Annotated in this window: 22 protein-coding genes; 16 read left to right on the top strand and 6 right to left on the bottom strand. The window is 69.3% G+C overall.

Going from position 1 to position 23,012, the window contains the following annotated elements; all coding sequences use genetic code 11:
• Positions 1–48: 48 nt before the first annotated feature.
• Positions 49–1,386: a MocR-like pyridoxine biosynthesis transcription factor PdxR gene (pdxR, locus tag DFR72_RS34535; protein WP_245983746.1), complete on the top strand. Its 1,338-nt coding sequence runs from the start codon at positions 49–51 to the stop codon at positions 1,384–1,386.
• A 145-nt stretch (positions 1,387–1,531) separates the two neighbouring features.
• Here pdxR and DFR72_RS34530 read toward each other — a convergent pair whose 3' ends face one another.
• The 4 genes from DFR72_RS34530 to DFR72_RS34515 all read right to left on the bottom strand — a co-directional run bounded on the left by DFR72_RS34530 (position 1,532) and on the right by DFR72_RS34515 (position 7,346).
• Complete coding sequence (locus DFR72_RS34530; RefSeq protein WP_090069846.1) at positions 1,532–3,055, bottom strand: serine hydrolase domain-containing protein; 1,524 nt, start codon at positions 3,053–3,055, stop codon at positions 1,532–1,534.
• 7 nt (positions 3,056–3,062) lie between these two features.
• Positions 3,063–4,268, bottom strand: coding sequence for an exo-beta-N-acetylmuramidase NamZ family protein (locus DFR72_RS34525; protein ID WP_090069849.1), 1,206 nt, complete (start codon positions 4,266–4,268; stop codon positions 3,063–3,065).
• Positions 4,265–5,920, bottom strand: coding sequence for a glycoside hydrolase family 3 protein (locus tag DFR72_RS34520; RefSeq protein ID WP_090070055.1), 1,656 nt, complete (start codon positions 5,918–5,920; stop codon positions 4,265–4,267). The genes DFR72_RS34525 and DFR72_RS34520 overlap by 4 nt, the downstream gene beginning before the upstream one ends.
• A gap of 631 nt (positions 5,921–6,551) precedes the next feature.
• A complete protein-coding gene (locus DFR72_RS34515; RefSeq protein ID WP_090069851.1) occupies positions 6,552–7,346 on the bottom strand; it encodes an HAD family hydrolase in 795 nt (264 codons plus the stop codon).
• A gap of 449 nt (positions 7,347–7,795) precedes the next feature.
• On the opposite strand from DFR72_RS34515, the gene ssd reads away from it, so the two are divergent.
• The 9 genes from ssd to DFR72_RS34475 all read left to right on the top strand — a co-directional run bounded on the left by ssd (position 7,796) and on the right by DFR72_RS34475 (position 13,612).
• On the top strand, positions 7,796–8,830 hold the full coding sequence (ssd, locus tag DFR72_RS34510) for a septum site-determining protein Ssd (RefSeq protein ID WP_090069853.1): 1,035 nt from the start codon (positions 7,796–7,798) through the stop codon (positions 8,828–8,830).
• On the top strand, positions 8,827–9,258 hold the full coding sequence (locus tag DFR72_RS45140; protein ID WP_090069855.1) for a hypothetical protein: 432 nt from the start codon (positions 8,827–8,829) through the stop codon (positions 9,256–9,258). Before ssd ends, DFR72_RS45140 begins: the two co-directional genes overlap by 4 nt.
• A gap of 235 nt (positions 9,259–9,493) precedes the next feature.
• Positions 9,494–10,603: a TadA family conjugal transfer-associated ATPase gene (locus tag DFR72_RS34505; RefSeq protein ID WP_090069856.1), complete on the top strand. Its 1,110-nt coding sequence runs from the start codon at positions 9,494–9,496 to the stop codon at positions 10,601–10,603.
• Positions 10,597–11,367, top strand: coding sequence for a type II secretion system F family protein (locus tag DFR72_RS34500; protein ID WP_245983745.1), 771 nt, complete (start codon positions 10,597–10,599; stop codon positions 11,365–11,367). Before DFR72_RS34505 ends, DFR72_RS34500 begins: the two co-directional genes overlap by 7 nt.
• Positions 11,364–11,891 (top strand): type II secretion system F family protein, encoded by a 528-nt coding sequence (locus DFR72_RS34495; RefSeq protein ID WP_090069858.1) that lies wholly within the window; start codon positions 11,364–11,366, stop codon positions 11,889–11,891. The genes DFR72_RS34500 and DFR72_RS34495 overlap by 4 nt, the downstream gene beginning before the upstream one ends.
• A 9-nt stretch (positions 11,892–11,900) precedes the next feature.
• Entirely contained in the window at positions 11,901–12,062 is a 162-nt protein-coding gene (locus tag DFR72_RS34490) for a DUF4244 domain-containing protein (protein WP_084402016.1), read from the top strand.
• Positions 12,043–12,372 carry a TadE family type IV pilus minor pilin gene (locus tag DFR72_RS34485; RefSeq protein WP_090069859.1) on the top strand — a complete coding sequence of 110 codons (330 nt, stop codon included), beginning with the start codon at positions 12,043–12,045 and terminating at the stop codon, positions 12,370–12,372. The genes DFR72_RS34490 and DFR72_RS34485 overlap by 20 nt, the downstream gene beginning before the upstream one ends.
• Complete coding sequence (locus DFR72_RS34480; RefSeq protein ID WP_090069861.1) at positions 12,369–12,794, top strand: Rv3654c family TadE-like protein; 426 nt, start codon at positions 12,369–12,371, stop codon at positions 12,792–12,794. The genes DFR72_RS34485 and DFR72_RS34480 overlap by 4 nt, the downstream gene beginning before the upstream one ends.
• Before the next feature lie 197 nt (positions 12,795–12,991).
• Positions 12,992–13,612 carry a bifunctional DNA primase/polymerase gene (locus tag DFR72_RS34475; RefSeq protein ID WP_090069862.1) on the top strand — a complete coding sequence of 207 codons (621 nt, stop codon included), beginning with the start codon at positions 12,992–12,994 and terminating at the stop codon, positions 13,610–13,612.
• 480 nt (positions 13,613–14,092) lie between these two features.
• Here the strand turns inward: DFR72_RS34475 and DFR72_RS34470 are convergent, their stop codons facing one another.
• Entirely contained in the window at positions 14,093–14,866 is a 774-nt protein-coding gene (locus tag DFR72_RS34470) for an aminoglycoside adenylyltransferase domain-containing protein (protein ID WP_090069864.1), read from the bottom strand.
• A gap of 214 nt (positions 14,867–15,080) precedes the next feature.
• Positions 15,081–17,378 (bottom strand): DEAD/DEAH box helicase, encoded by a 2,298-nt coding sequence (locus DFR72_RS34465; RefSeq protein ID WP_245983744.1) that lies wholly within the window; start codon positions 17,376–17,378, stop codon positions 15,081–15,083.
• A gap of 216 nt (positions 17,379–17,594) precedes the next feature.
• Between DFR72_RS34465 and DFR72_RS34460 the strand changes: the two genes are divergently transcribed.
• The 6 genes from DFR72_RS34460 (at position 17,595) to DFR72_RS34435 (ending at position 22,972) form a co-directional block, all read left to right on the top strand.
• Complete coding sequence (locus DFR72_RS34460; RefSeq protein WP_090069867.1) at positions 17,595–19,904, top strand: sodium-translocating pyrophosphatase; 2,310 nt, start codon at positions 17,595–17,597, stop codon at positions 19,902–19,904.
• Positions 19,905–19,968: 64 nt separating this feature from the next.
• Positions 19,969–20,541, top strand: coding sequence for a hypothetical protein (locus DFR72_RS34455; protein WP_090069869.1), 573 nt, complete (start codon positions 19,969–19,971; stop codon positions 20,539–20,541).
• A 29-nt stretch (positions 20,542–20,570) separates the two neighbouring features.
• Entirely contained in the window at positions 20,571–21,125 is a 555-nt protein-coding gene (locus DFR72_RS34450) for a hypothetical protein (protein WP_090069870.1), read from the top strand.
• Between the two features lie 81 nt (positions 21,126–21,206).
• Positions 21,207–21,794, top strand: a complete 588-nt coding sequence (locus tag DFR72_RS34445; protein WP_114773862.1) for a hypothetical protein — start codon at positions 21,207–21,209, stop codon at positions 21,792–21,794.
• A 5-nt stretch (positions 21,795–21,799) separates the two neighbouring features.
• The gene (locus DFR72_RS34440) at positions 21,800–22,351 is read left to right on the top strand and encodes a hypothetical protein (RefSeq protein ID WP_114773860.1); all 552 of its coding nucleotides are present in this window, start codon (positions 21,800–21,802) and stop codon (positions 22,349–22,351) included.
• A gap of 48 nt (positions 22,352–22,399) precedes the next feature.
• Positions 22,400–22,972 carry a hypothetical protein gene (locus DFR72_RS34435; RefSeq protein ID WP_170176537.1) on the top strand — a complete coding sequence of 191 codons (573 nt, stop codon included), beginning with the start codon at positions 22,400–22,402 and terminating at the stop codon, positions 22,970–22,972.
• The last annotated feature ends 40 nt before the right edge of the window (positions 22,973–23,012 follow it).

Genomic DNA, 23,012 nt, shown 5'->3' with positions numbered 1-23,012 from the left:
GCTCAAACCTAGGGCGCTGATTGGCCCTGGACGTGGTGCAATCTGATCGTGGAATCGTGGGCCAATCTTGACCTCCACCTGGACCTGTCCGGTCCGGGTGGTCTGCGGCACCGGTTGACGGCGTCGTTGCGGGACGCGGTCCGGTCAGCACGGCTGCCGCCCGGCACCCGCCTGCCGGCCTCGCGGTCGCTCGCGCTGGACCTCGGGATCGCGCGCAACACCGTCGCCGAGGCCTATGCGGAACTGGTGGCGGAAGGCTGGCTGACCGCACGTCAGGGGTCAGGAACCGTTGTCGCGCAACGAGTCGAGCCTCCTCCTCCGGTCACCCGCCGTGCCGCGGACGCCGAGGTGCGGTTCGATCTGAGGGTTTCCACGCCGGACGTCACCGAGTTCCCGCGCGCGGAGTGGATCCGTTCGACGCGGAGGGCACTGACGGCGGCACCCTCGGAGGCGTTCGGGCCGGGAGATCCGCAGGGCCGGATCGAGCTGCGGACGGCACTGGCCGAGTACCTGGCGCGGGCACGGGGCGTGCGTGCCGATCCCGAGCGGATCGTGTTGTGCTCGGGGTTCGGTGGCGCGGTCCAGATGTTCGACCGGCTGCTGACGCCGCCGGTCGTCGTCGAGGAGTACGGGCTGGGCTTCCACCGGTCGATGTGGACGTCGACGGTGCCGCTGGCGGTGGACGACCACGGCGCGAACACCGAGCAACTGCCGGACGACCTGCGGACGTGTGTGTTGACTCCCGCGCACCAGTTCCCGCTGGGCGGCCCGTTGCACCCACGGCGGCGTGCATCGGCCGTGGAGTGGGCACGGCGCGTGAACGGCCTTGTGCTGGAGGACGACTACGACGGTGAGTTCCGCTACGACCGGCAGCCCGTCGGCGCCGTGCAGGGGCTCGATCCGGAGCACGTCGTGTACCTGGGCACGTCCAGCAAGGCGTTGTCACCGGCGCTGCGGATCGCGTGGATGGTGCTGCCGGACCGGTTCGTGGATCCCGTGCTGGCGTTGAAGACCGATCGCGAACAGCACATCAGCATGCTCGACCAGTTGACGCTGGCCGACTTCCTGGAGTCCGGGGCGTACGACAGCCATGTGCGCCGGATGCGGTTGAAGTACCAGCGGCGCCGTGACCGGCTGGTGGAAGCCGTCTCGCCGTACGCGTCGGTGTCCGGCATCGCGGCCGGGATGCACGCAGTGCTCGACACGCCTCACGAAGCGGAGATCGTGCGAACCGCGCGTGAACGCGGGATCGAGCTCAGCCCTCTCTCGTGGTTCCGGCACGAGCTGAGCGACGACGACCGCACGGGGATCGTGGTGAGCTTCGGAGCGCCCGACTTTCCACGGGCGCTCCCGCTGTTCACCGAGGTGCTAGGGCGTGTCCCGTGAGTCCGTTCGATGAGAGTCACGGTCGAGAGTCCCGGAGGCGGTGCCGCCGCAATGCCCTCATACCGGGCGTATTCGGGCTTTGCGGCGGTGCCGTCTCCGGGGCCCTCGACCGCGACTGTCGCGGACGAGACTTACGGGACACGCCCTAGCGACGTGCCACTGACCAGCCTTCCGCCGTGACGTCGCCGCGTGCGTGCACGTAGACGCCCCGGCCGTTGTACTGGCCGGCCTTGGTGTAGACGAACCGGGTCTTCACGGATTCCGTTGGCACCCAACGGCGTCCGGTCGTCGTGATGGTGCGCGCGTCCTGCCAGTCCGTGCCGTTCCAGTGCTGGACGGTCAGCTTGTCGCCCTTGTCGACGTCCACGAAGACCTCGACCGGACGCTCCGCGGTGAGGGTGCCGCCGGAAGTCGTTGCACGCCATTGCTTTCCATGCGACTTGACGGCAAGTGCGCCGGCCAGGCCGTCGGCGGCGGCGCGGCGGGCGGGGTTGACGCTGCCCCAGTCACGGCTCGGGTGCACGCGGTTGGTCAGCAGGATCGCGATCGAGCGCGAGGCCTTGTCGATCACGAACGACGTGCCGGTGTAACCGGTGTGGCCCGCTGTCCCCTGGCCGCTCAACGCACCCATGTACCAACGCTGGTCGAGCTCGAAACCGAGGCCGTGGGCGTTGTCCGGGAACTGCTGGTTGAAGTTCGTGAGCATCAGCTCGACCGAGTGCTCGCTGAGGATTCGGCGGCCTTGGTAGGTGCCGCCGTTGAGGATCGTCTGGCCGAGAACGGCGAGATCCTTGGCCGTGCCGAACACACCGGCATGGCCTGCTACTCCTCCGAGGGACCACGCGTTCTCGTCGTGCACCTCGCCGCGAACGATGCCGCGTGGCGGTGCCGACTGGAACTCCGTTGCGGCCGTGCGCTCTTTGGCCTTCGGGTTGTAACCCGTGTCCTTCATGCCGAGCGGCCTGGTGATGCCGTCGCGCACCGCCTGGTCGAGCTTCTTGCCGCTGACCTCGAAGACCAGCTCGCCTAGCGTGATCAGGTTCAGGTCCGAGTAGACGTACGTGGTGCCGGGCGTGGACTTCGGCTTCACGTCCATCACGGCTTTGATGCGTGACGGGACGTCCGGGTACTTCTGCCACAAGGGGATGAACGGTTCGAGGCCGCTCGTGTGTGTGAGGAGCTGCTTGACGGTGATGTTCTCTTTGCCGTTCACGCCGAACTCGGGCAGGTAGGTGGCGACCTTCTCGTCGATGCCCACCCGGCCCTGCTCGACCTGCTGGATCACCGCGATCGACGTGAACAGCTTGGAGATGGAGGCGAAGTCGAAGATCGTGTCCTTGCGCATCGGGACGCGTTCGGCTTCCGGCAGCTGGGTCTGCTGGTCCTCGTAGAGGACCGCGTAGCCCGTGCGGTCGTGCGTGACGATCTTGCCGTCGTGCACGTACATCGTGACCGCGCCGGCGTACAGCGGCTTGCCGTTCGCCTGCGGTTTCGTGAAGTCGCGCAGCTGGCCCAGGGCCGCGTTGATCGGCTCCGGGTCGAGGCCGGCCCAGAACGGGTTCGACGCGCGCAGCGTCGTCCACTGGTGTGCGAAGCCGTCCTGGGGCTGGTCGAAGTGGCCGGGGACCAAGGTCGTCACCAGCGCGGTTGCCAGAGCAGGGATGAGCATGGCGTCCTCACCGATAGCGCAGGTAGGGCAGGCGGGTGCGGCGGAACTGCTGGAGCTCCTGCTGCCACGCGCCGACGACCTCGGCCAGGGGAGCCTGGGCGTCGATCATCCCGCGCAGCCGGTCGGAGCCGCTGAGCTTGTCGATCCAGTTGTCGGGACGCCACGCGAAGACACCGGGGTACAACGACTTCGCGGTGATCAGCATGGCCACGGCGGCCTTGATGGCGTCGAACTCCCGCGGGTCGGTGACGTGCAGGGTGACACCGCCGCAGGCCTTGCCCTGGAACTTGTTGAACGTGGGCGAGAAGTAGGTCTCGCGGAACCTGATCCCCTTGAGGTTCAGGGCGTTCAACGCCTCTGCCCAGCGCCAGTCGATGCCGGGCGCGCCGACCGTCTCGAACGGGCGGGTGGTGCCGCGGCCCTCGGACAGCACCGTGCCCTCGAACAGGCACGTGCCGGGGTAGACCAGCGCGGTGTCCTGGGTGGGCATGTTCGGGCTCGGCGGCACCCACGGCAGACCTGTGTCGAGCTGGTTGCGCCGCCAGTTTCTGACGTTGACCACTTCGAGCCTCGTGGCCAGGCCGAACTCGCCCTTGAAGAGGCGGGCCAGCTCGCCGACCGTCATGCCGTGCTGCTGGACGATCGGTTTCAGGCCCACGAAGGTCGCGTAGGCGGGGTCGAGCTGCGGGCCGTTCGCGGTGCCGCCGATGGGGTTCGGGCGGTCGAGGACGATGAAGTCCAGGTCCTTCGCCGCTTCCATCGCCTGGTAGAGCGACCAGATGTAGGTGTAGAAGCGCGCGCCCACGTCCGCGATGTCGAACACGACCGTGTCGATGCCCGCCTTCGTGAACATCGCCTGGATCTTCGCGGGACTGGCCTGGTACGTGTCGTACACCGGGATACCGGTGCGCGGGTCCGCGTAGTCGCCCTCGGAGCCGCCTGCCTGCGCCGTGCCGCGGAAGCCGTGTTCCGGTCCGAAGACGGCGGTCGGCTTGGCGCCGTGGGCGACCATCGAGTCGACGACGTGGGTCTGGTCCTCGAGGATGCCCGTCGGGTTCGTCAGCACCCCGACCTTGCGGCCCTTGAGCTTGCGCCAGCCGTCCTGCGCGAGCTGTTCGGCCGCCGTGGCGAGCTTCGGTGCCGCGGTGGCGGTCGCGGTGCCGGCGAGGGGGACGGACAGGGCGGTCGCCGCGAGGAAGCTCCGCCTCCTCACCAGGTCACCCCGTGTCCGAACGGGTAGGGGGTCGGGCCCGGCACGTCGACCGGGAGCTTGCCCTGCGGTTTGACCTCGCCGAGCAGGACCCTGGCCAGCGCCTCCATCGAGACCGTGGTGGTCGAGTAGGTGGCGAGCCACGTCTTGGCGCCGCTGTGCGCGACGTCGTACGGGTTGGCGGTGGCAGCCGCGATGACGGGCTTGCCGGTGGCGACGAGCTGGTTGATCAGGTCGACCTGGGCGGGCCTGGTGCTCGCGTTGTTCGTCAGCACCACGATCTTGTCCGCGTTGGCGGCCGCTGCCACCGCCTGCTGGATCTGCGCCGCCGTAGGGCTGCTCGCCGTGACGAACTTGGTGCCCTTGAGCCTGGTGGCCAGGGCCGTGGTGGTCGCGTCGCTGGTGCCGACGACCAGGGGAGCGGTGGCGTTCAGCGGGATCGCCTGGGCGTCGTTGCGGACGACCGTGATGGTGCGGTCGGCGATGGCCTGGGCCTGCTGCGTGTTGGAGCCGACGACCTGGTCGACCTTGTTCACGTCGACCTCGGAGGTGAGCATGACGCCGCGCAGGAGCTTCATCTTGAGGATGCGCAGGACGCTCTGGTCGATGCGCTGCTCGGTGATCTCACCGCTGCGGACCGCCTTGACGACGCTGTCGATCGCGAGGCCGAGGTTCGGCGGCATCAGCAGCTGGTCGACGCCCGCCTTGATGGCCAGCACCGGGATCTCGGCGTCGGAGTGCAGCTTGCGGACGCCCGCCATCTCCAGCGAGTCGGTGACGACCACGCCGTCGTACTTCAGCTCGTCGCGCAGCAGACCGGTGATGATCTTCGGGCTGAGCGTGGCCGGGTTGCCCGACGGGTCGATCTGCGGCACCTGGATGTGCGCGGTCATGATCGAGTCGATCTTGGCGGCGATGGCGGCCTTGAACGGCGGCGCGTCGATCTGGCGCCACTGGTCGAGGCTGCGGTTCGAGACCGGCAGGGCGGTGTGGCTGTCCTCGGACGTGTCGCCGTGGCCCGGGAAGTGCTTGGCGGTCGAGGTCACCGAGGTCATGTCGAACCAGCGGCGGCCCTCGTAGCCCTGCACCTGGGCGGCCACCATCTCGGCGGCGAGCTTCGGGTCGCTCGAGAAGCTGCGCACGCCGATGATCGGGTTCGCCGGGTTGGAGTTGACGTCGGCGTCCGGCGCGAAGTTCTGGTTGATGCCCATCGCGCGGAGCTCCTGGCCCGTGATGCGCGCGGCCTCTTCGGCGTCCTTGGTGCTCCGGCCCGCGCCGAGGGCCATGTTGCCCGGCAACTGGGTGGCGGGCGGGCCGATGCGCGTGACGACGCCCATCTCCTGGTCGATCGAGACGAGCAGCGGGATCTTGCTGGCCTTCTGCAGGCCGTTGGAGAACTGCGCGATCTGCTTGGGCGTGTCGATGTTGTCGCGGCTCGAGTTGTTGAAGTAGATGACGCCGCCGGGCTGGTACTTGCGCACCATGTCCGCGGTCGTGGCCACTCCGAAATCGGTCTGGTTCTTGGGCAGCGGGACGTCGGCGGCCTGGCCGTTGACGTACGTGACGAAGAGCTGGCCGACCTTCTGTTCCAGCGACATCCCGCGGAGTGTGGTCACCGAGGCGTCCGCTCTCGCCACCGGCGTGAGGGCGACCATGGCTGTGACCAGCGTCAACGCGGCGATCTTCCGCACTTGTCCGTGCCTCCCGGTGATGTTCCCACAGGTAACTGGCGTATTTCGCAAGTTACTCACGACTTCGTGGTGGGTCAACGGGGGCACATTCTGCCGTTCGGTGGGAGTTTTTGACCGAACAAGCAGACGGGGCACCCTCGAAAGGGTGCCCCGTCTTCAGCGCGGGCTTGCGAGCTACCAAGCGTGCAACTCCAGTCGTACAACCCTGGCCTCGGCGTCCGGCGTCCCGGTACGCAGGCCCTAGACGACAAGCCTCCCGCGGCGTGCTGCGCGTGGGTACTCGAAGTCCGCGCACGGAGCTTGGCCGGGGTGGATCCTGACTTCTCTTCGTCTGGCCCCTGGCCGACCCGAGGTCCGCACCACCCATTTAAGTGCGTGGGCCCGGTCACAGCAAGGGCTCGGACGGGTGCACCGGTCAAGCCACGTTCAGTAGTGAAAGTGCTGGGGTTTCTGGATTTGTGAGGTTTTCTTCGTGTTCGGGTACCGCCGGGAGGGCGGTGCCGTGCACTCACCGGGGCACCACGTGTGCGGCGCGTTGCCGCTACTCGCCGGTACCCGTCACTTCCCGGTGCATTGTGGTCGCGGGGGCTTGACTTCAGTCGCGGGACCGCTTGCGGCGCAGGCCGTACCAGGCCGCTCCGGCCGCCGCGACGGCGCCGATGCCGATGGCCGTCACCGCGACCGCCTTGCCCGAGGGGGTGGACATGCGGGAGCGCAGGCTCACCGGGTCGACGAACTGCTGCACCGGCCAGTCCTTCTCGACGGCGATGCGGCGCAGGCCCCGGTCCGGGTTCACGGCCGTCGGGTGGCCGACGACCTCCAGCATCGGCAGGTCCGTGACGCTGTCCGAGTACGCGTAGCTCTTCGACAGGTCGTACCCGTGCTCGGCGGCCAGCTGCTTGATCGCGACCGCCTTGTTGTCGGCGGCGCAGTAGAAGTCGACGTCGCCGGTGTAGCGGCCGTCGTGGACCACCATCTTCGTGCCGACGCTGTAGTCCGCCCCGATCATCTGCGCGATGGGGGCGACCAGTTCCTCGCCGGACGCGCTGACGATGACCACGTCGTGGCCTTCCGCCTTGTGATCGGCGATCAACTGCGTCGCTTCTTTGTAAACAAGCGGATCAACGATGTCGAACAGCGTCTCGTTGACGATGCTGCGGATCTGCTCCACGTCCCAGCCGGCGGCGAGCGCCGTGATGTGCGCGCGCATGCGGTCCATTTGATCCGCGTCCGCGCCGGCGAGCATGAACACGAACTGCGCATAAGCGCTCTTCAGCACCGCGCGGCGGTTGATCAGGCCCTCCTGGAAGAAGGGCCGGCTGAACGCCAGCGTGCTCGACTTCGCGATGACGGTCTTGTCGAGGTCGAAGAAGGCGGCGATCCGGCTCATGTGCCTCAGCTTAGGTGTACTCGTCAGTAGGCCGTTCGGGCGGCATTTCGTTCGTGTACGAAATCCTTGTGCCGCACGGTTACCGAAACTTGGCCTGCGGCTGTTGCGGAAGTTGCGCGCAGCACTGGCGCATGGGGATACAGTAGAAGAGTCCGGTTCGACGGACGGGTTCAGTCCGACCCCCCGGGACTGAACCATTGACGACCCCCGTCCCTCCCCCCTGGCGGGGGTCGTCCCATATCCGGACCCCGTTTCCCCCTGGGTGCGACTGGACCTCTGCCGCTCTTGTCCGAGCGCCGTGTGCCCAACCCTCCAGCGTCGCACACGGGTCCGACAGTTCTGGCCTGCCAAGGCTTCCAAGATCGCGACCTGTCCACAGCCGCTGAGTTGTCCACAGGTGGATCTTCACCCCGTTGTGTCGTTCATCACGACCGGCCACGGTCAGTCCCATGACCCACCCCATCGCCCTGCTCACGGACCAGGACCTGCTCGACGAGGTCCTCCGCGTGGCCGCCGCGGCCGACTGCCCGCTCTCCTGTGCCCCGGACGTCACGTCGCTGCGCTCGCAGTGGCACACCGCCCCCTTGGTGCTCCTCGACCCCGCCGCGGTCTCCGCCTGCCTGGACGCGGGCTTCCCCCGCCGCACCGGCGTCCTCGTGGTCCACGGAGGCGACCCGCCGTGGGCGCCGGCCGTGGCCCTGGGCGCGGACGGCGTCCTGGAACTGCCGGTGGAGGGCCGCTCCCTGGTGACGGCGCTGACCGACCTGGGCGAGGGCCCGCCCTCGGACCGGGGCCGCGTGGTGTCGTTCATCGGAGGCCGAGGAGGCGCGGGGGCCTCGACTCTCGCCATCGCCTGCGGCCGCGAGGCGGTGGCGCTGGGCGGCGAAGCGATGCTCGTCGACTGCGACCCGCTGGGTGGAGGCATAGACCTGGCCCTGGGCACCGAAGCCGACCAGGGAGCCCGCTGGCCGGGCGTGCACGCCACCGGCGGCAGGGTCCCGATGTCGGCCCTGCGAGCCGCATTGCCGGCCACGGGCAACCTGACCGTCCTGGCCTGCGACCGGTCGGCCCCCGACCCGGAACCGGCAGCCGTGGCGGCAGTCCTGGACGCCGGCCGCAGAGCGGGCTGCACGGTGATCTGCGACCTCCCGCGCTTCCCCACGGCCTCCGCCTCCGCGGCCCTGGACCGCACGGACCTGACGATCCTCGTGGTGCCGGCCGAGGTCCGCGCCACCGCCGCTGCCAGCCGCGTGGCCACCACCCTCCTGACCAACGGCCGCAACCTCCGCCTGGTGGTCCGCGGCCCGTCCCCGGGCGACCTCCAGCCGGCCGAGATGGCCGACGTGATCGGCGTGCCCCTCCTGACCTCGATGCGCCCGGAACCGGGCCTGGCCGAGGTGCTGGAACGGGGCCGCTTCCCCCGCAACCCCAAGGGCCCGCTCGCGACCGCGGCCCGCGTGGTGCTCAAGGAGCTCCGCCCGTGACCGCCCCGGACGTCACAGTGGGTGTCTCGGTGGCCGATGAGGCCGAGTACGTCGCGCTGGCCTCGGGAGACGCCGAGACCGTGTCGACGGACGCCTTCGGCTGCGGGTGCGTCCCGGTGCTGCGCGGAGACGAGGCGAAGGTCCCGTACCCCCGTCCGCCCGGCCACTTCCTTGCGGCGCAGGGTGTTCCGGCGCAGGACGACGTGCCACCGCCGCACGCGCCTCCCTCCACAAGACGCACCGCTTCGACGTCACCGCCTGCTGGTGCTGCGCAGCTTCCGCTGCACCTCCCTGCGTCTGCGAGACGCACCGCCTCCACGTCACCGCCTCGAGGCCTCCACCGGGAGGTCTCCCCGAGTGACCGTTCCCTCCAGCTGATCTCCGACATCCAGCTGACCTCTGCGGCCGGGCGCTCTCTCCGCTCGTAGTCAGCGCCTCTCGATCCCGTTGCCACGGAAGGAGTTCCAGCCGTGATCCTGCTCCGCATCCTCGGCCGGATGCTGCGCAACCTCGTCGTCTACCGCCGCCTCTACCCGCCCCGCTACATCTTCAAGGAGGAGCCGAAGTGAACCGCTTCCTCATCTGGTGCAAGGAATCCTGGCTCCGCATCACGGGCCGCGAGATCACCTACGGCCGCCACTCCCACCGCCCGGAGGCGGCGACATGACCTCCGCCCTCATCGACCGGGTCCGCCACCGCCTCGCCGGCGCCGACATGGAGATGACCGCGGCCGTCGTGGCGCATGCGGTCCGTTCCGAGGCCGGCGGCGTCCTGGCCGACTCCGACGTCCTCGAAGCACTCCAGGTGCTCCGCCAGGAGTTCAGCGGTGCCGGGCCACTCGACCCGCTGCTCGACGACCCCGGCACAACCGACGTCCTGGTCACCGCACCGGACCAGGTGTGGGTCGACGGCACGACAGGCCTGCGGCGGACTGACATCACCTTTTCCGACGAGGACGCCGTCCGCCGCCTCGCCCAGCGGCTGGCGGTGGCGGCGGGCAGGCGGCTCGACGACGCCTCGCCGTGCGTCGACGGGTGGTTGCCGGGGAGCGGGGTGCGGCTGCACGCGGTGTTGCCGCCGATCGCGGACCGCACGTGCCTGTCGTTGCGCGTGCTCAGGCCCGCGACGCACGACCTGCGGGCGTTGCAGGAGCTCGGCACGTTCGACGCCGAGATCGCGGAGGCGTTGCGGGAGATCATCCGCAGGCGCCTGGCGTTCCTGGTGATCGGCGGCACCGGCTCGGGCAAGACGTCGTTGTTGTCGGCGCTGCTGGGGTGTGTGCCGCCGGCCGAACGCATCGTGTGCGTGGAGGACGCGAGCGAGCTGAGCCCCGACCACCCGCAGTTCGTGCGGCTCACCGCGCGGCCGGCGAACGTCGAGGGGGCCGGCGAGGTCACCACCGGGCAACTGGTGCGGGAGGCCCTGCGGATGCGGCCCGACCGGATCGTGGTCGGGGAGGTGCGCGGTGCCGAGGTGAAGGAGCTGCTCACCTCGCTCAACACCGGGCACGAGGGTGGCGCCGGGACGTTGCACGCCAACTCGCCGGGCGAGGTGCCCGCGCGGCTCGAAGCGTTGGGCGCGCTGGGCGGGCTTTCGCCCGAGGCGCTGCGCTGTCAGGTCGCGGCGGCGGTCCGGGTGGTGCTCCACATGCGCCGGGACGACAACAGCAGGTACCTCAATGAGATCGGGGTGTTCGAGGCGAAGCCGGAGCTCGCGGTCCGTCCGGTCTGGACGCGGGGAAGCGGGTGGCTCGCGCGGGAGTTGCTGTGCTGAGCCTTCTGTTGCTGGCGACGGCGTTGATCGTCTGGCCGCAACTCAAAGCGGTCCGAAGACTCAGGCCGGGCGGCAAGAGAGAAGTCGTTGTGCCGCCGTACATCTGGCTGGCGGCCGCGGCGGCGGTCACGTACTTCGTGGCGGGCGTCGGCGGACTGGTCGCCGGAGCGGTGCTGGCGGTGGCCGGTCGGCGAATCCTCAAGCAGCACAGGCGGAACAAGGCTCTCAGGCACGCCGCGGAAGCGTTGAGCAACGGTCTGGGCGGCGTGATCGACGAACTGCGGGCCGGTGCGCATCCCGCCCAGGCGGCCGAAGGTGCGGCGGAGGACACCCCGGCGCCGGCCAAGGAGGTGCTGAAAGCGGCGGCGGCCGCGTCGAGGCTGGGTGGCGATGTGGAGCGGACGTTGCGCGAGTTGAAGCAGCCGTTGCTCGGCGGAGCCGTGGACCAGCTGGCCAAGGCGTGGCACGTGTCGGCGAAGCACGGTGTGGCGCTGGCGGACGTCCTCGACGCCACGAGACGCGATCTCGACCAACGGGCGGCGTTCGCGCGGCAGGTGCACGCGCGGATGGCCGGGCCTCGGGCCAGCGCGATGGTGCTGGCGGTGCTCCCGGTGCTGGGAGTGCTGCTGGGCGAGTTCAGCGGTGCCAGACCGTTCCACGTCCTCACGGACACGACGGCAGGGCAGATCCTGCTGGCACTGGGCGCGGTGCTCGGCGCGGCGGGGGTGTGGTGGACACAGCGGATCACGGAGGTGGAGCCGTGACGTTCCTCCTGCTCGCGCTGGCAATTCTGCTGGCACCGCCACCCCGACGATCGATCGACCGGTTCAAGCCCAGGGTTCACGACCCGCCGCACGACAGGACGAAGCCGGACGGTCCGTTCGAACGGGCTGCGAACTGGGACCTGCTGGCCGCGTGCCTGAAAGCCGGGTTGCCGGTGCCCACGGCGATCCAGGCGGTCGAGATGAAGGAACTGGGCCAGGTCGCCGAGATGCTCAGGCTCGGCGCGGATCCGGTCACGGCGTGGGCGTCCGCGCTCGACCAGCCCGCGACGGCGCTGCTCGCCAGAGCCGCCCGGCGGACCGCGCGGTCGGGTGCGGCACTGGCCCGGCAGACCGCTGAGCTCGCCGAACGGACCAGAGCCGAGGCGCGTGACGACGCCGAGGCCAAGGCGCAGCGGGCCGAGGTCGCGGTGGCGGCACCGCTCGCACTGTGTTTCCTCCCGGCTTTCCTGTGCCTCGGCGTCGCGCCGGTGGTGCTGGGGCTGGCCGGCCAATTCCTCGACTAGGAGAAGCAGATGGAACTGCTGAAGGACGACAGCGGCATGAGCACGGTGGAGTACGCGATCGGGACACTGGCGGCGGCCGCGTTCGGCGGTCTGCTGTACGTGCTCCTCACCAGCGACTTCATGCGGAAGTTGATGGAAGGGCTGATACAGCGTGCGCTGTCTTCGGTCTGACGACCGGGGCATCGTCACGGTCGAGGCGGCGATCGCCGTGTGCGCGTTGCTCGTGGCCATGTGGCTGGGGGCGAACGGGCTGACGGCGGTCACCGAGCAGATGCGGTGCACCGACGCGGCGAGAGAGGCGGCGCGGCTCACCGCTCGCGGTGAACGGCAGCGCGGCGAGGAGGCGGCCGGGCGGATCGTGGCCGACGCCGACGTCGTGATCGACACGCAAGGCGATGCGATCGAAGTCGTGGTCAGCAAACGCGGTCCGTTGGGCTTACCGCTCAGCGCACGGGCGTTCGCCGTGCCGGAGCCGCGATGAACGGCGAACGGTTCGGCTGCGAGCGCGGTTCGGCCGCGGTGAGCGGTGTGGTGGTGATGTTGTCGCTGATCATCGTCGTGGTGGCCGGTGCGCGGATCGGTTCGGCGGTCGTCGCCCGGCACCGGGTGACCGGTGCGGCCGACTTGGCGGCGCTCGCGGCGGCCGCTCGTCTGGTCGACGGCGAAGGAAGTGCTTGTGAGCAGGCGAAACGCGTGGCTGCGGAGAACCGGGCCGAGCTGACGAGCTGCGCTGTGGATGGATGGGAGGTGGTGGTGGAGGTGTCGGCGACTACGCCGTTCGGCCCGGCGAGCGCACGAGCCAGGGCAGGTCCGGCCGAAGATCGGGCCGTTTGGAGCACGACGAGCGGTCGGCTCACAGCGGTGAGCGGACTCACACTGCCGCCGGGACATGCTGAACGGTGATCGAACCAAACGCGAACAGTTCAGTTGCCCGGTCAAGCAAAGGACGTTCGCCGTCCCGTAGCTACCAGTTGTCGCGTGGGGGTTACGGAGGCCGGTGCCGGTGTCGTTAGTTGTAGTGGCGGCACCGACGCGGTGTCCCTACGAACACCGACACCTTGCCGATGTCGAGTCAGAACCTAGGAAGAAGGCGACGGAAGATGGATTGGTCGGATAGCTGGCGCGGGGCCTTCCGCATCGAACTGCGTGCCGAGGCCGTGAGCCTCGCGTACCGCGGTTGGCCCGTACTGCCAGGCACCTATCCGGCCGGTACGGAGGACGGCGTCACGAAGTGGGCGGGCCGCAGCGGCCTCGAGCTCCACGGCCCGATCCCCGTGCACCGCGACTGGGTGGACCGCGTCGGGACCAGTCCCGACCAGGTCGCCACGTGGTGGGCGGGCCGCTCGTACAGCCTTCTCGTCGCCACCGGCCACGTCGTGGACGCGATCGAGGTCGGCACCGGCCTCGGCCGCCGCGCGGCCGTCGCACTGCGGTCGATCGGCGTCCCCGTGCCGATCGCCGCGACCCCGTCCGGCCGCTGGATGTTCCTCGTGAAGTCCGGCTCGACGCTCAACGCCGAGCTGGCCAACAACCCGGACGTGCACCTCTACGGCAAGGGCGAGTACATCCCGCTGCCTCCCACCACCATGGCGCACGGTGTCGTGCACTGGCGCGTCAAGCCGCAGGTCTGCGGCTGGAACCTGCCGGACGCGCACGTCGTGCAGGACGCACTCGTCGAGGCCGTGCACGCCCCGGCGCGCTACGAGCTCGAAGCCGTCTGACACACAACTGAATGCGAAGCCCGGCCGTGCTGGGTGTCGTCGTGGACTCTCCCCGACAACCCCGAAGGCGATGCCCTGCACGGCCGTTCCACCAAGCCCGGTCCGATGATCGGCCTCCGCACCCCGCACGTCGGGGGCCGGCAGAGGAACGGGCGAAAAGCCGAACACGCACCCCGAAGGACAGCCTCCCGCACCAGTGACCGGACCGAGGACGTTAGTGGCAGAGCACCAGCTCTGCCGCGGTCGGTGAAGCCGGCTCCTCCCCGGAGTTCGTCAGAAGACAGTCGACACCGTCGCCTCCCGCGTGTCCTGTCGAGACGAACGAACCAGATTCCACCGATGTTCCAAGGGATCCGGTCACGAAGCGGTAGCAGGCGGGAAAACAGTGTTCGGCACGTGGAGAGCGCGGCGGGGGTACCCGTGAGCCCCCGCCGCGCCCCACGGGAAAAGTGGTAGACCTTAGAGGGAAGAGTGGTAGACCTAGAGCTGGAGAGCTTCCGCGTAGGAAGCGAAAGCGAAGGTCTCCTCCATGGATCCGGGCCGCGGAACCGCGTCGGCGTGCCAGCCGAGGTTCCGGTCCTGCAAGACCTGCTCGATCAGCGGGTGCCACCGCTGATCGAGCATTTTCTTCGCCCACAACAAGGCGCCGCGCTTCGACTCCACCTCTCCCGTGTGGATGGTGTAGAGCGTGCGGCAGTAAGCCGAGACGATGTAGCGCTGCGACCACGCGTTGCCCATCGGCGCCCACTCCCGGATGCCTTCCAGCACATGCGGCAGTTCGGCACGCATCGATGAGCGCAAGACGGAAGCCGGTACCTCGTCGACGAGCGCCGTGATCGGCGGGCCGTCCAGCACGATGCCGTGGTGGCGCAGGATCCAGCGGGTGTGCGGGCTGTTGCAGTGCAGGTCCCACTCCAGGGTGCGCGTGCCGTGGTCGTTGAACAGCCACGGAACCCCGAGACCTGCCACCGAGCGCAGTGACTCGACGTCGGCGTACGAGCCCTCGATCTCCGTCGACCAGCGGCCGGGACGGGTCGGGATCTCGGCGTGCAGGGCGCGAAGCCCGGCTTCGCGATCGCCGGACGGCAGCTCGGTGCAGGCGACGACGAAGTCGCAGTCGCTGTGGACGTCACCGGCACCCAGGGCGAACGAGCCCTGCAGGTACGCGCCGACGTAGGTGGGGCCGAGGATCTCGCGCACGGACGCGACGAGGTCGGCGAGAAGGACGTCGAGGTCGGAAAAGGGCGTGAACAAGGCAGTCTCCAATGAACCCGTGGCCAGAAAGGGACGGGCGCGGCGGAGTGATCAGGCCTGCCGCGCGATGGCACGGCGGAGTGATCAGGCCCAGCCGCGCGCGAGGGCACGGCGGGCTTCCGGCTCAGCCGCGCTCAGGCGCGGCGGGTCCGGTCGGCGGCGTTGCAGCTGCATGCGTTCACCCCGCCACGGTAGCCAAGGAACGGCCACCCGGTCAGGCGATCTTGCCCAGCACCACGTCCAGCACGAGCACGGCACCGGCCTTGTCCAGCGGATCGTTGCCGTTGCCGCACTTGGGTGACTGCACGCACGACGGGCAGCCCATCGGGCACCCGCAGGCACTGATCGCCGCCCTGGTCGCCGACAGCCAGGCCCGCAGGGCCGAGTGACCTCGATCGGCGAAGCCCGCCCCGCCGGGATGGCCGTCGTGCACGAACACCGTCGGCATCCCCGTGTCCGGGTGCGCGGCCGTCGACACGCCGCCGATGTCCCACCTGTCGCACGTCGCGAACAGCGGCAGCAGGCCGATCGCCGCGTGCTCGGCGGCGTGCAGGGCGCCGGGGACGCGTTTCGCCTCCACGCCGGCGTCGAACAGCAGCGACTCGTCGACGGTGTACCAGACGGCGCGCGTCCGCAGCGACTGCTCCGGCAGGTCGAGCGGGATCTGGTCGAGCACCACGCCGGACGGCAGCCGGCGCAGGTAGCCGACGACCTGGGTCGTCACCTCCACCTCGCCCAGGCAGACCGACACCCCGCCGAAGTCGGTGCGTTCGACCTCTTGGACGACGGTGATGTCCACGCAGTCACGCGGCTGTGTGGTCCACTCCGGGTCTTCCCGGTGCACCATCGCGAGACCGCTGTCCAGGTCGAGCTCGTCGACGACGTACGAACGCCCCTGGTGCAGGTACACGGCGCCGGGATGCACCTGCCAGCAGGCGGATCCCGGGTCGACCGTGCCGAGCATCCGGCCGGAGTCCGCCTCCACGACGGCCACCTGGTCGCCGCCGGAACCGCGGATGTCCACCCCGGCGTGCGGCCGGTCGTGCGATGCCCAGTACCACCCGGCAGGCCGCTTGCGCAGCAGTTTCTCCGCCACCAGGTCGGCGAGCACCGCTTCGGCGAGCGGCCCGCCGAAGTCGTCCAGGCAGGCCGGTGTCAGCGGCATCTCCGACGCCGCGCAGGCCAGCTGCGGACCCAGCACGTACGGGTTCAGCGGGTCCAGCACCGTCGCCTCGACCGGCCTGTCCAGCACCGCGGCCGGGTTGTGCACCAGGTACGTGTCCAGCGGGTCGTCGCGCGCCACGAACACGACCAGCGCACTGGCCCCCGACCGGCCCGCACGGCCCGCCTGCTGCCAGAACGACGCCAGGGTGCCCGGGAAACCGGCCACCACCACCGCGTCCAGCCCGGCGATGTCGACGCCGAGCTCCAGCGCGTTCGTGGTCGCGACGCCGAGCAGGTCGCCTGTGGACAGCGCCTTCTCCAGCGCCCGCCGCTCCTCCGGCAGGAACCCGCCCCGGTACGCGGCCACGCGGGGAGGCAGCTCGTCGTCCACTTCGGACAGGATCCGCTGGGTGCCCAGCGCCGTCAGCTCGGCACCGCGGCGCGAGCGCACGAAGGCGAGCGACCGTGCGCCCTCGACGACGAGGTCGGCGAGGATGCGCGACGTCTCCGCGCCCGCCGAGCGCCGGACGGGCGCGCCGTTCTCACCCTCCAGAGAGGTCAGCGGGGGCTCCCACAACGCGACCGTGCGCGACGCACGCGGCGAGAAGTCGTCCACGACAGCGGAAACGGGAACGCCGAGCAATCTTTCCGCCGATCCAGAAGGATCAGCCACAGTGGCCGATGCCAATACGAAGATCGGATCCGCGCCGTATTTGCGCGCGATCCTCCTCAAGCGTCGCATCAACAACGCCACGTGCGAACCGAAAACGCCCCGGTAGGAATGGCACTCGTCGATCACCACGTACTTCAGCCGGCGGAAGAACCGCAGCCATTTCGGGTGCTGCGGAAGGAATCCGCGGTGCAGCATGTCCGGGTTGGTGAAGACCCAGTTCGCGTGCGCCTTGACCCAGTCGCGTTCGGCCATCGGGGTGTCACCGTCGTAGGCCGACGCGCGCACCCCCTTGATCCCCAGCTCGTGGAGCGATCGGAGCTGGTCCGCCCCAAGGGCTTTGGTCGGCGACAGGTACAGCGCGGTGGCCTTCGTGTCCGCCAAAAGAGTGGAAAGCACGGGCAACTGGTAGGCAAGTGACTTGCCCGACGCCGTGCCCGTCGCGAGGACCACGTGCTGCCCGGACCACGCCAGGGAAGCGGCCTCGGCCTGGTGCCGCCACGGCTCGCGCACACCGGTCCCGACGAACGCCTCGACGACCGCGGGAGCCGTCCACGCAGGCCACTCCACGTGATCTGCCTGCCGCAACGGCAGATCACGCGCGTGCGTGAGGGGTGACTCCCCGGCGGGCACACCCGCCAGCACGCGGTCCAGCAACCGGCGTCCCTGATCCACCACGAGATCGAGCTTCGCATACACCACCGACAGTCCCGGCCGGGCCGTACTCGACTTCCTGCGCAGATAACGGTGTGTGCACGGATCGGGACGTTTCGTTGCCTCGTTGCAAGCAACCCCTAGACTCCCCGCTCATCGCATCCAATGAGGGATGCGTCACGTCGCGCTGGGCGGCTGGTCTGCCTTGGCGCTGCACATGGCAACTCACCAGGAGGACGGATGTCCCGGCAATTCCTCGCGGAGGGCCTAGAGCTCTCCGGGGGTGATCGCGGCGTCGTAGCCGTGGTCGCCGTGGTCGCCCTGGCTGCTCTCGCCGTCGGGTACGTGCTGCTCAAGGAGGTGCTGGCCGCGGGCCAGGGCACCCCCAAGATGCAGGACATCGCCAAGGCGGTTCAGGAGGGCGCAGCGGCCTACCTCAACCGGCAGTTCCGCACGCTCGGCATCTTTGTCGTGATCGTGTTCGTTCTGCTGTTCGCGCTACCGGCAGATGATTTGGCCGAACGAATCGGCCGATCTTTGTTCTTCATCGTCGGTGCCGCGTTCTCGGCGACTATCGGCTACCTGGGCATGTGGTTGTCCACTCGCGCCAACGTGCGTGTCGCCGCCGCCGCGAACGAAGAAGGCGGTCGCGAAAAGGCGACGCGCATCGCGTTCCGCACAGGTGGCGTGGTCGGCATGACCACCGTCGGTCTCGGTCTCTTCGGTGCGGCGCTCGTCGTGCTCGTCTACGCCGGCCAGGCCCCGAAGGTCCTGGAGGGCTTCGGTTTCGGTGCCGCGCTGCTCGCGATGTTCATGCGCGTCGGTGGTGGCATCTTCACCAAGGCCGCGGACGTCGGCGCCGACCTCGTCGGCAAGGTCGAGCAGGGCATCCCCGAGGACGACCCCCGCAACGCCGCCACCATCGCGGACAACGTGGGCGACAACGTCGGTGACTGCGCCGGCATGGCCGCGGACCTCTTCGAGTCCTACGCCGTGACGCTCGTCGCCTCGCTGATCCTCGGCACCGCCGCGTTCGGCGTGCAGGGCCTGCTGTTCCCGCTGATCGTTCCCGCGATCGGCGTGCTGACCGCGGTCATCGGCGTGTACACGACGAAGGCGAAGGCGGGCGAGAACGGCCTGGCCGCCATCAACCGCTCCTTCTACATCTCCGCGGTCATCTCCGCGGTGCTGTGCACCATCGCGGCGTTCACGTACCTGCCGAGCTCCTTCGCGGACCTCAACGGCATCAGCGACACGGTCAAGGCCACCAGCGGCAACCCGGCGCTCATCGCGTCCGTCGCGGTGATCATCGGCATCGTGCTGGCCGGCGTCATCCTCTGGCTGACCGGCTACTACACCGGCACCGAGCACAAGCCGGTGCAGGAGGTCGGCAAGACCTCGCTGACCGGTGCCGCCACGGTGATCCTGTCCGGCATCTCGGTCGGTTTCGAGTCGGCCGTCTACACCGCACTGGTCATCGGTGCCGCCGTGTACGGCGCGTTCCTGCTCTCCGGTTCGGTCATCGTGTCGCTGTTCGCGATCGCGCTCGCCGGTTGTGGTCTGCTCACGACCGTCGGCGTCATCGTCGCGATGGACACCTTCGGCCCGGTCTCCGACAACGCGCAGGGCATCGCCGAGATGTCCGGTGACGTGCACGGCGAGGGCGCGCAGATCCTCACCGAGCTCGACGCGGTCGGCAACACCACCAAGGCCATCACCAAGGGCATCGCGATCGCGACGGCGGTGCTCGCCGCGACGGCGTTGTTCGGCTCTTATCGCGACGCGATCGAGCAGGCCATCGCCAAGGTCGGCAACGTCGCGGGCGACCTGCCCGTGTCGTTCACCAACCTGGTGTTCAGCCCGAACATCCTCGTCGGCATCACCATCGGCGCGGCTGTCGTCTTCATGTTCTCGGGCCTCGCGGTCAACGCCGTGACGCGCGCTGCCGGTGCCATCGTGTTCGAGGTGCGCCGCCAGTTCCGCGAGAACCCCGGGATCATGGACTACTCGGTCAAGCCGGAGTACGGCCGCGTCGTCGACATCTGCACCAGGGACTCGCTGCGCGAGCTCGCGACCCCGGGTCTGATGGCCGTGCTCGCCCCGGTCGCCGTCGGCTTCGGCCTCGGCGTCGGCCCGCTGGCCGGCTACCTCGCCGGTGCGATCGCGACCGGCACGCTGATGGCGGTGTTCCTGGCCAACTCCGGTGGTGCCTGGGACAACGCCAAGAAGCTGGTCGAGGACGGCAACCACGGCGGCAAGGGCTCCGACGCCCACGCCGCCACGGTGATCGGTGACACGGTCGGTGACCCGTTCAAGGACACCGCCGGCCCCGCCATCAACCCGCTGATCAAGGTCATGAACCTGGTCTCGGTGCTGATCGCGCCGGCCATCGTCACCTTCTCCATCGGTGACAACGCGTCCGACCCGATCCGGATCGCGATCGCCCTGGTCGCGACCCTGATCATCGTCGGTGCGGTGGTCGTGTCCAAGCGCCGCGGCACCTCGATCGCGGACTCTCCCGCGGAGACCGTCAGCAACGGCGCCGCGTAGATCCACCTCAGGTCGGGGTACGTTCGGGTCTTCCCCCGACGTACCCCGACCGAGGAGTTACGACATGAGGCGCAGCCTCGTCGCCACTGCCGCTGTTGCCGCCCTCGCGCTGGCCGGGTGCACCAACGGCGGCAACTCCGGCACTTCTCCGACGCCCACCAGCGGCGCGGCCAACCCCCAGGCCGTCGCCTACATGGACAAGGTGTGCGGTGCGGCATCCGAGTTCGCCAAGATCGAGAAGACGGCCCCCAAGCTCGACGCCGGCGACTCCGCCAAGCTCAAGGCCGAGATGGCCGCGTACATGGGCCAGCTCGCCGACGCCTTCGCGAAGTCGGCGGAGGGCCTGAAGAACGTCGGCCCGTCGCCCGTCGAGGGCGGTGAGCAGGCCGTCACCAAGATGAGCGAGGCGTTCACCTCCCTCAGCACCGTGTTCGCCGACGCCAAGGTCAAGGTCGAGCAGGCGGACGCCAACAACGCCACCGGAGGCCTCCAGGCCGCCGGAGAGGCCATCGCGAAGCTCGCCGAGCTCGCCGACCCGCTGCGCGACCTCAAGGACGTCCCCGAGCTGCAGAAGGCCACGCAGTCGGCGCAGAAGTGCCAGGAGATGCAGCGCCTCAACGTCACGCCGACGAGTTGAGCGAGGCCGTTCGGAGTAGCTTCCGGCCCATGCGTCGCACACTCATCGCAGTCATGACCAGCTGCCTGCTCGCGGTCACCGCGTGCACCGGTGGAGGCTCGTCGACGCCCACCGCCGCCAGCGAGGCGGACGTCGTGGCGTGGATGGACAAGGTCTGCGGCACCGTCGACGGCACCGTGAAGACCATGGCCGACGAGCCGCCGATCGACATGAGCGACCCGTCGAAGCTCAAGTCGGGCCTGTCGGACTGGCTCGGGTCCAAGGTGTCCGCGGTCGACAAGTCGATCGCGGACCTCAGGGACCTGGAGAACGGCCCGCACCCGAAGTCGAAGGAGCTGGCCACCGCCGCGCAGGACGGCATGTGGCAGATCAAGACCGTGCTCGCCGACACCAAGTCGAAGCTGGACTCGTCGACGGACCCGACCGAGGTCGTCACCGCCTTCACCGAGATGGTCGCGAAGGCGGGCGAGCTGGAGAAGGCCGGCGCCGACGTGCAGAAGAAGTTCGACGAGACGGGTCTCGCGGAAGCGGCGCGCAAGGCGTCGAACTGCCAGAGCCTGCAGGCGGCTCCTCCCACGCCCTGACTCCCGGAAATCCCGTCTGACTGGATCACCCGAACGTGTACCTTTCGGCGATCTGGTCAGACGGTTCCTGGGGGATTCGCCGTGTACGCACGTTTGTCGATCGCTGCTGTGTTCAGCATGGCCGCGCTGGCCGCCTGCGGCACGCCGCCGCCTGCTCCGGTGCCGCTGGCGGCTCCCACGACCACCACGACGGCGGACGTGCCCGGCGCCGATCCGGTGGCCTGGTTCGAGGCGTACTGCGGTCCGATGGGTGTCTCGGCGATCGCGTCACGCCAGTTGCAGGGCGTCGCCGCGGCGGGCATGGCCGCGGCCAAGGAGTCCGTGGTGCGCTGGACCACACTGGCCGCGGCGTCGCACCGTCAGATCGCGGACGGCGTCGAGAAGCTCGGCCCGCTCGGATCCGACGTGCAGAGCATGCACGAAAGGCTGGTCAAGCAGCTGCGGAAGGATGCAGAGGGCTTCGACCGGGTGACCGCGCGGCTGAAGGCGCTCGAGGCGAACGACGTGTTCCTGGAGCGGTACCAGCAGGCCGTCGCCGTGGAGATGGGCAACGCCGGCGAGCAGGCCACCGCGTTGTTCAAGCAGATCGCCGGCACCCCGACGTACGCCGAGACGTTCCGCACGAACAAGGTGTGCGCGGACTGGCAGGCGACGGCCCGAGCAAAATAGGTCAGATGAGGACACGCCTGCTCGCTGTGCTGACCGGTGCCGTCGTGCTGACCGCCTGCGGTTCGGAGGCGGACAAGCCGATCACCGACACCCAGCGGCAGTGGGTGGACGCGTTCTGCGGAGGTGTCCTCCCAGGTCTGGAAGCGGGCCTCGAGCTGCGCGAACAGGACCCGGCGGACTTCGCCGCGGTCAAGACCGCCTACCTCGGGCTGCTGACGTCCAACGCCACCGCGTTCGCCGGCGCGGAGAAGAGGCTGAAGGAGCTCGGCGCGCCCGAGGACGACCTCGAGAACGTGCACGAACAGCTGGTCAGGTTCGTCGCGGAGTCCGCGAAGTCGTACGGCGACGCGCAGGCGCCCGTCCAGGCCCTGGAACCGAACGCGCAGTTCCTGGAGGGAGCCGAGAAGGCGCTGGCCGACACCAACGTCGTGACCAGTCCGGAAGACCTCCGCGCGACCTTCCAGGAGCTGCAGAAACGGCCGAAGTACTCCGACGCCCTGGGCAAGTCGCAGCCGTGCACGGAGATCAAGTCCAAGGGCCAGGAGGCCGGACGGTAACAGTTGTCCCACTGGTCACACTCGAACGTCTGTTCTACCCTGTTGGCCGTGGTTGGGCAGCTGTCCTTCTTCTCGGCCGAGGCACGCACCCCGGCCAAGGCGGACCTCGCCGGCTTCCTCTGCGGGCCCGGTCAGGCCGTCAGCTTCGCGCGCGGTACAGCCGCCCGCGTGTACACCGAGCTGCGCGACGAGTGGCGGCTGCGTCCTCTCAAGCAGGCCTGCGCCGAGCGCGGCGTCACCACCGAGCTGTGCGTCAACGAAGAAGGCACGCACTTCGTGCGCACGCCGTTCCGCACCGACCTCACCCCTCTGGCCGCCCGCTGGCTGGACGGATCTGTCAAAACGGTGCCGCCGGACTTCGAGCTGAACGGAGCAGTGCTGCGCGTTTGGGCGCTGGCCGCAGGCAGCTGGATGGAGTCCGCGTACCTGCTCGGTTTGGACCCCAACGCACCGCAGACACACGCACCGTTGCAAAATGCGCTGCTCGCATCCGGACTTCCGTGCACCCTGGTAGGGGCTCCGGCGTTGCGGGTGACCGGCCGAAGGAGGCTGGCGCGGCTCGCTGAACTGGTCGGAAGCCCTCCGCAGGGAGTGGCGATGAGCACCTGGCCGGCGGCCTGAGCGGGCCGTCCGGCATGGTTGTGTCACTCTGTCTCGTCGT

Source organism: Lentzea flaviverrucosa (assembly GCF_003350445.1).
In the GTDB taxonomy this organism is placed as follows: Bacteria; Actinomycetota; Actinomycetes; order Mycobacteriales; family Pseudonocardiaceae; genus Lentzea; species Lentzea californiensis.
Note: the sequence above shows the minus strand (reverse complement) of the source record. Positions and strands in the feature narration are given on the sequence as shown.

Bases quoted from the DNA above. Each gene is read 5' to 3' on its own strand.
- ssd (WP_090069853.1), top strand. From the start codon at position 7,796: ATGACCCACCCCATCGCCCTGCTCACGGACCAGGACCTGCTCGACGAG.
- DFR72_RS34475 (WP_090069862.1), top strand. From the start codon at position 12,992: ATGGATTGGTCGGATAGCTGGCGCGGGGCCTTCCGCATCGAACTGCGT.
- DFR72_RS34530 (WP_090069846.1), bottom strand. From the start codon at position 3,055: ATGCTCATCCCTGCTCTGGCAACCGCGCTGGTGACGACCTTGGTCCCC.
- DFR72_RS34515 (WP_090069851.1), bottom strand. From the start codon at position 7,346: ATGAGCCGGATCGCCGCCTTCTTCGACCTCGACAAGACCGTCATCGCG.
- DFR72_RS34490 (WP_084402016.1), top strand. From the start codon at position 11,901: ATGGAACTGCTGAAGGACGACAGCGGCATGAGCACGGTGGAGTACGCG.
- DFR72_RS34520 (WP_090070055.1), bottom strand. From the start codon at position 5,920: ATGGTCGCCCTCACGCCGGTGGCGAGAGCGGACGCCTCGGTGACCACA.
- DFR72_RS34460 (WP_090069867.1), top strand. From the start codon at position 17,595: ATGTCCCGGCAATTCCTCGCGGAGGGCCTAGAGCTCTCCGGGGGTGAT.
- DFR72_RS34450 (WP_090069870.1), top strand. From the start codon at position 20,571: ATGCGTCGCACACTCATCGCAGTCATGACCAGCTGCCTGCTCGCGGTC.
- DFR72_RS34455 (WP_090069869.1), top strand. From the start codon at position 19,969: ATGAGGCGCAGCCTCGTCGCCACTGCCGCTGTTGCCGCCCTCGCGCTG.
- DFR72_RS34480 (WP_090069861.1), top strand. From the start codon at position 12,369: ATGAACGGCGAACGGTTCGGCTGCGAGCGCGGTTCGGCCGCGGTGAGC.
- DFR72_RS34505 (WP_090069856.1), top strand. From the start codon at position 9,494: ATGACCTCCGCCCTCATCGACCGGGTCCGCCACCGCCTCGCCGGCGCC.
- DFR72_RS34440 (WP_114773860.1), top strand. From the start codon at position 21,800: ATGAGGACACGCCTGCTCGCTGTGCTGACCGGTGCCGTCGTGCTGACC.